This window comes from Streptomyces sp. TAA486 (genome assembly GCF_000426165.1).
The window spans coordinates 94,449-100,448 of the sequence record NZ_AUEV01000022.1; the positions used below are offsets into that span (position 1 = coordinate 94,449).

Sequence of the window (6,000 nt, forward strand, 5' to 3'; positions counted from 1 at the left end):
GCCGTACGGACCCTTCCGGGTGCTGCTGACGGCGGCACCCGGAACCGCCTCGGGGAGAACCCTGAACGGCCCCCGATGTCCGCGGTGGCGTCCTTCCCGGCCCGCCTGCTCTGTGCGCATCATCAAGTGCGCACATTCCCGCAGGAGTCGGAGAAAGAGGCAGCGAAGTGAGTGAGCAAGCAGTCGGCCTCGCGGTCGCCGATCCTGCCGGAGTCTGGGCAGCGGCCATCGGGACCGCGGGCGTCTTCGTCCTGCTGATCGTGCTCGTATGGCAGATCGCCGCGACCTGGCGCGCCCGCATGCTCGCGGCGCGCGAGGAGCAGTACAAGGAACTCGCCCGCAAGTACGCGGAACTCCTCGAGGACAACGTCGAGTTGCACCGTCGCAGCATCGAGGAGCTGACGACGGCCCGGCGTGCCATCGACTCGCTGGACCGGAAGATGATGCGCGAGGTCGAGTGACCGCCGGCCGCCCGTCACCCGAGTCGTCCGTCACCCGAGTCGTCCGTCACCCGGGTGCCGCCGACCCTCCCGAGCCCCCGGAGCCTGAGGGCCCCTGAGCTGCCGGTGAGAGCGAAGGCGCAGCCCCCGCACGGGAGTTGTGTTCCTCCTCCCACGCCGCCAGTGCCATCCCGCACGCGTGGTCGACGTGCCGCAGCCCTGCCAGATTGAGCTCGACGTTCCGGTCCGCGGGCAGGGCCTCCAGCTGGTCCAGCAGCTTGGGCAGCCGCAGGAACGTCGCGTTGCCCAGCACCCGTACGCGCAGCGCCTGATCCGGGCCGGCGTCCTCCGTCTCGACCTGCACGTGCGAGATCTCCCACGCGGTCTTGACCACCGCCAGCAGCAGCCCGGCCAGCACGCCCTCGAACAGGTTCGTGCCCACGATCGCGAAGGCGGTCACCGCCAGCACCACCGCCTCCGCACGGTGCTCCCGCCACAGCGGCACGAACTGCCGTACGGGAATGAGTTTCCAGCCCGCGTGCACCAGCACCGCCGCCAGCGTGGCCACCGGAATCATTCCCAGCGCCCCCGGCAGCGCGGCCACGAAGAGCAGCAGCCACACCCCGTGCAGCACACGCGAGAGCTTGGTCCGCGCACCCGCGGCGACGTTCGCGGAGCTGCGCACGATGACTGCGGTCATCGGCAGCGCGCCCAGCGCACCGCACACCGCGTTGCCCGCGCCCTGCGCCATCAGCTCCTTGTCGTAGTCCGTACGGGGACCGTCGTGCAGCCGGTCCACGGCAGCAGCGCTGAAGAGCGACTCGGCCGACGCGATGAGCGTGAAGGCCAGCACCGTCGCGGCCACCCCGACCGACAGCAGCGCCCCGAAGTCCTGTGCACCGGGCGGCTGTACGGCCTCCAGCACGCCCTGCACCCGTACGCGCGCGACCGGAAGGTCGAAGGCGGCAGTCGCCGCGGTCGCGAGCCCGACGGCGGCCAGCGGCGCGGGCAGGACCTTCGCGGCGCGCCTCCACCTGGGCCACAGGACGAGGACGGCGATGGTCCCCGCTCCCAAGAGGGCCGCCGTCGGTGCGATGCCGCCGCCGAGCAGGTCGCCACCGAGCCCCGGCAGCCCCATGATCTTCGCGGGACCGCCGGCGGGCGCCTTCGCGTCGGCCATCGCGTAGACCTGGCCCGCGATCAGCACCATGCCGATCCCCGCGAGCATGCCCTGCACGACGGCGACGGAGATCGCCCGGAACCACCTGCCCAGGCGCAGCGCGCCCATGAGCAGCTGAAGCAGTCCGGCACACAGCACCAGCACGCCGAGAACGGCGAGGCCGTAAGCCTGCACGGCCTCGTACACGAGCACGGTCAGGCCTGCCGCGGGCCCGCTCACCTGGAGGCTGCTGCCGGGCAGCAGCCCGACAACGAGGCCGCCCACGATTCCGGTGACCAGGCCGAGTTCGGCCGGGACGCCTGACGCGACGGCGATGCCGACACACAACGGCAGTGCGACGAGGAAGACGACGAGGGACGCGGTGACATCGGCCCGGAGGGTCTCGCGGGCCTTGAATTTCACAGGCATGGGGCATCTCCAGCCCGCCCGCCTGTCCACGCCGCATGGCGCGGCGGGACACGGCGCGACGGGTCGCTGCAGGGTTCGCTGAACGAAAAGGGAGCGGAGGGATCGTGCGGGGCGGGCGCCGGGTCCGGCCGGCACGTCCGGTCCGCACGGATGAACGCGGGTACGTTCCAACGATCAGCAGCGGAAGGTCTGGTGGAGCAGGGGCCGGTCGACCGCGCGGCCACGCGCGGCGCCATCACGTTCAGTGACCGACGCCGCCCGTCGCTGCGACCCGATCGCCTGGACATCGCAGTCGCACACGCGTCCGGGGGTCCCCCTCGGTGCCTGGACGCTGGTCGAGCGGCGCGGTCCGTGCCTCGGTTTGCAGTCGTCCTCGGCCGTGCCGGTGTGCTCGTACGGAACCGCCGAGTACGCGGCAGCTGCCGTCGCCGGTCGCATTCCCTGCGCAATGGCCTGCGCGGACACGCATTCCGCGCCCAGAAGGGCGGCGAGCATCAGGACCATGGCGCTGACGAAGGCCCGTACGCCGCTGCGTGTGCTCGCCGGCATCAAGCCTCCCTCGATCCGCCCGACCGCTTGTTGACAGAGGGTTTCATTGTGTCAACCAGGCTGTGCGCGTTTGCAAGTCGGCACAGGCACTCTGCGTGAAAAGCGACGGGCGGATGGCTGTAACCCGTCCCCGTTCCGGTCCGGTGTCATACGTGCGTGCGAGTGCGGTTGTCATCGGCGCTTGACGCAGGCCAGGAGTGCGCCACACAATTCATCACATGATGAATAAGCGTCCTCCGGGACCGGCAGCACGTGAATCCCAGGGGTCGGGACGCCCGGCGATCCACGCGGCCGGCCTCAGCGTCGTCCGAGGCGGCCGTACGGTCGTCGACGACCTCACCTTCGACGTCCCCGCGGGCAGCGTCACCGGCCTGCTCGGCCCGTCCGGCTGCGGCAAGTCCACGCTCATGCGCGCTCTGGTCGGCACCCAGGCCAAGGTCACCGGCACCCTCGACGTGCTCGGCCGCCCGGCCGGATCGGCGCCCCTGCGCGCCCGCGTCGGCTACGTCACCCAGGACCCCTCGGTCTACGGCGACCTGACCGCACGCCAGAACCTCGACTACTACGCGGCCGTCCTCGGGATCCCCCGCCGGGAGCGCTCCGGGACGGTGGACCGGGCCCTGAACGACGTGGACCTCACCTCCCACGCCGACTCACTCACCGGGAACCTCTCCGGCGGCCAGCACTCCCGCGTCTCCCTCGCCGTCGCCCTGCTCGGCACGCCCGAGCTGCTCGTACTCGACGAGCCCACGGTCGGCCTCGACCCCGTACTCCGCCGCGACCTGTGGAACCTCTTCCACCGCCTCGCCGCGGAGCGCGGCACCACCCTCCTCATCTCCTCGCACGTCATGGACGAGGCGGACCGCTGCCAGAACCTGCTGCTCATGCGTTCCGGCCGGCTTCTGGCCGCCGACTCCCCGGCCGCCCTCCGCGCCCGTACGCACACGGACTCGGTCGAAGGCGCCTTCCTGCACCTGGTGGACGAGGCCCGCCGGGCCGAGACCGCCGGGTCCTGAACCCTGCACGCAGCACGGCACACCCGTGCACCCTGCCCCCGAACTGCTGGCCCCTGACCCGCGGAGAACAGCCATGAAGCCGGCCCGAACCCTCGCCACCGCCCGGCGCGTACTGCGCCAGCTCGGCCACGACCACCGCACGATCGGCCTGCTGCTGTTCGTGCCCGTCCTGCTCCTCGTCCTCCTGTACTACGTCTTCGACGCCGACCGGCGCGCCTTCGACTCCATCGGCGCATCCCTGCTCGGCATCTTCCCGCTGGTGACGATGTTCCTGGTGACGTCCATCGCCACCCTTCGCGAACGCACCTCGGGAACCCTGGAGCGGCTGCTGTCGATGCCGCTCGGGAAGGGGGACCTGATCGCCGGCTACGCGCTCGCGTTCGGAGTTCTCGCCGTCGTGCAGGCATCCATCGCCACGACTGTGGCCGTGTGGCTCCTCGACCTCGACTTCGCGGGCTCACCGGGCATGCTGCTGCTGATCGCCCTGCTGGACGCGATCCTCGGCACCGCCCTCGGGCTCTTCGTGAGCGCCTTCGCCTCGTCGGAGTTCCAGGTCGTGCAGTTCATGCCGGCGATCATCTTTCCGCAGATCCTGCTGTGCGGCCTCTTCGCGCCGCGCGACAGTATGCAGCCGGTCCTCGAGTACATCTCCAACGTCCTGCCCATGTCGTACGCCGTCGACGGCATGAACGAGGTGCTCCAGCACTCCGATCCCACCGGCGACTTCGTTCGGGACGGGGTAATCGTCGCGGGCTCGGCCCTCCTCGTCCTCTTCGTGGGCGCGGCGACCCTGCGGCGACGCACGCCATGACCGTGCGGCCGCGGCGCATCCACCAACCGGACGGATGCGCCGCGGCCCGTGCGCCGGTGCGAGGATGAAGACAGCACGTGTACGCACTGGACGAGGTGAACCACCCGATGACCCAGAAAGTCGCCGTCCTCGGCACCGGCAAGATCGGTGAGGCCCTGCTCTCGGGGATGCTCAGGGGCGGCTGGTCACCGTCCCACCTCCTGGTCACCGCGCGCCGCCCCGAGCGGGCCCGGGAACTGCGCGACCGGCACGGGGTGGAGGCTGTCAGCAACACCGAGGCCGCCAAGCACGCGGACACCCTCATCCTCACGGTCAAGCCGCAGGACATGCACACGCTGCTGGACGAACTGGCTCCGCACACCCCCGCCGAACGCCTCGTCATCAGCGGCGCCGCCGGTCTTCCCACTTCGCTCTTCGAGGAGCGGCTCCAGCCCGGTACCCCGGTCGTCCGCGTGATGACCAACACCCCCGCACTCGTGGACGAGGCGATGTCGGTGGTCTCAGCCGGCAGCCACGCCACCGAGGCCCATCTCGCCCTCACCGAGGAGATCTTCAACGGAGTCGGCAAGACGCTGCGCGTCCCGGAGTCCCAGCAGGACGCGGCAACCGCGCTCTCGGGCTCCGGTCCGGCGTACTTCTACTTCCTCGTCGAGGCGATGACGGACGCGGGGATCCTCCTGGGGCTGCCGCGTGACAAGGCCCACGACCTGATCGTCCAGGCCGCCATCGGCGCCGCGGCGATGCTCCGCGACAGCGGCGACCACCCGGTGACCCTGCGGGAGAACGTCACTTCGCCGGCCGGCACCACCATCAACGCCATCCGCGAACTCGAGAACCACCGTGTGCGCGCCGCCGTGCTGGACGCCCTCGAGGCGGCACGCGACCGCAGCCGCGAACTGGCCGCCGGCAAGCGCTGATTGACCTCCACGTGCCTTTACCCGGAGCGGTTTTGGGGGGCGTTCGCACGTGGTGTAAGCTCCAACAGTTGCCGGTCAGCCGCAATGGCTCCGCCGGTGACACTCCCGCCGTCCGACGGCAACCACTGATGGTGTGATCCCCCTTAACGCGGGGCTGTTTTTCGTGTGCCTGTGTGTGCGGAAATCAGTTCGGTGTGGGTTGTGAGGCGTCTCGATTTTGAGGTGCCGGGGGAGTTCCTCTACTGTGGCGGCCGCGTCGGAAGACGGCCCCTCCCGGCAGGGGAATCAGAGAGGGAAATCCGGTCCGTTCGGAACGGGAATTCAGATCTGATAGTGTCGGGATCACCGAGAGGGAAGCGCCCGGAGTGGCCCGTGAGGGTTGTGATGGAAGCGTCCGTTCTTTGAGAACTCAACAGCGTGCCAAAAGTCAACGCCAGATATGTTGATACCCCGCATCCCCGGGTTTTTTGGGGGTGTGGATTTCTTTGATGACAGCGAGGACGCTGTGCACGACGGGGATTATTCCTCCTGGTTGTGCCGCTCTTTGTGGTCTGTCTTTTTGAAGGCATTCACGGAGAGTTTGATCCTGGCTCAGGACGAACGCTGGCGGCGTGCTTAACACATGCAAGTCGAACGATGAAGCCCTTTCGGGGGTGGATTAGTGGCGAACGGGTGAGTA

Annotated in this window: 6 protein-coding genes and 1 rRNA gene; 5 read left to right on the top strand and 2 right to left on the bottom strand. The window is 69.5% G+C overall.

Annotated elements, in window-relative coordinates:
* The first annotated feature begins 167 nt into the window (after positions 1-167).
* Complete coding sequence (locus tag I004_RS0126980; RefSeq protein ID WP_028438054.1) at positions 168-461, top strand: hypothetical protein; 294 nt, start codon at positions 168-170, stop codon at positions 459-461.
* A gap of 46 nt (positions 462-507) precedes the next feature.
* On the opposite strand, the gene I004_RS36295 is transcribed toward I004_RS0126980, so the two are convergent.
* Positions 508-2,028 carry a SulP family inorganic anion transporter gene (locus tag I004_RS36295; RefSeq protein WP_051345485.1) on the bottom strand — a complete coding sequence of 507 codons (1,521 nt, stop codon included), beginning with the start codon at positions 2,026-2,028 and terminating at the stop codon, positions 508-510.
* A 174-nt stretch (positions 2,029-2,202) separates the two neighbouring features.
* Positions 2,203-2,577, bottom strand: coding sequence for a hypothetical protein (locus I004_RS0126990; RefSeq protein WP_028438055.1), 375 nt, complete (start codon positions 2,575-2,577; stop codon positions 2,203-2,205).
* A 218-nt stretch (positions 2,578-2,795) separates the two neighbouring features.
* Between I004_RS0126990 and I004_RS0126995 the strand changes: the two genes are divergently transcribed.
* The 4 genes from I004_RS0126995 to I004_RS0127010 form a co-directional block, all read left to right on the top strand.
* Entirely contained in the window at positions 2,796-3,593 is a 798-nt protein-coding gene (locus I004_RS0126995; protein ID WP_037977967.1) for an ABC transporter ATP-binding protein, read from the top strand.
* A gap of 73 nt (positions 3,594-3,666) precedes the next feature.
* Positions 3,667-4,404, top strand: a complete 738-nt coding sequence (locus I004_RS0127000) for an ABC transporter permease (protein WP_037977970.1) — start codon at positions 3,667-3,669, stop codon at positions 4,402-4,404.
* Between the two features lie 107 nt (positions 4,405-4,511).
* On the top strand, positions 4,512-5,321 hold the full coding sequence (gene proC, locus I004_RS0127005; RefSeq protein ID WP_028438058.1) for a pyrroline-5-carboxylate reductase: 810 nt from the start codon (positions 4,512-4,514) through the stop codon (positions 5,319-5,321).
* 568 nt (positions 5,322-5,889) lie between these two features.
* Positions 5,890-6,000, top strand: a 16S ribosomal RNA gene (locus tag I004_RS0127010); the annotation flags it as partial.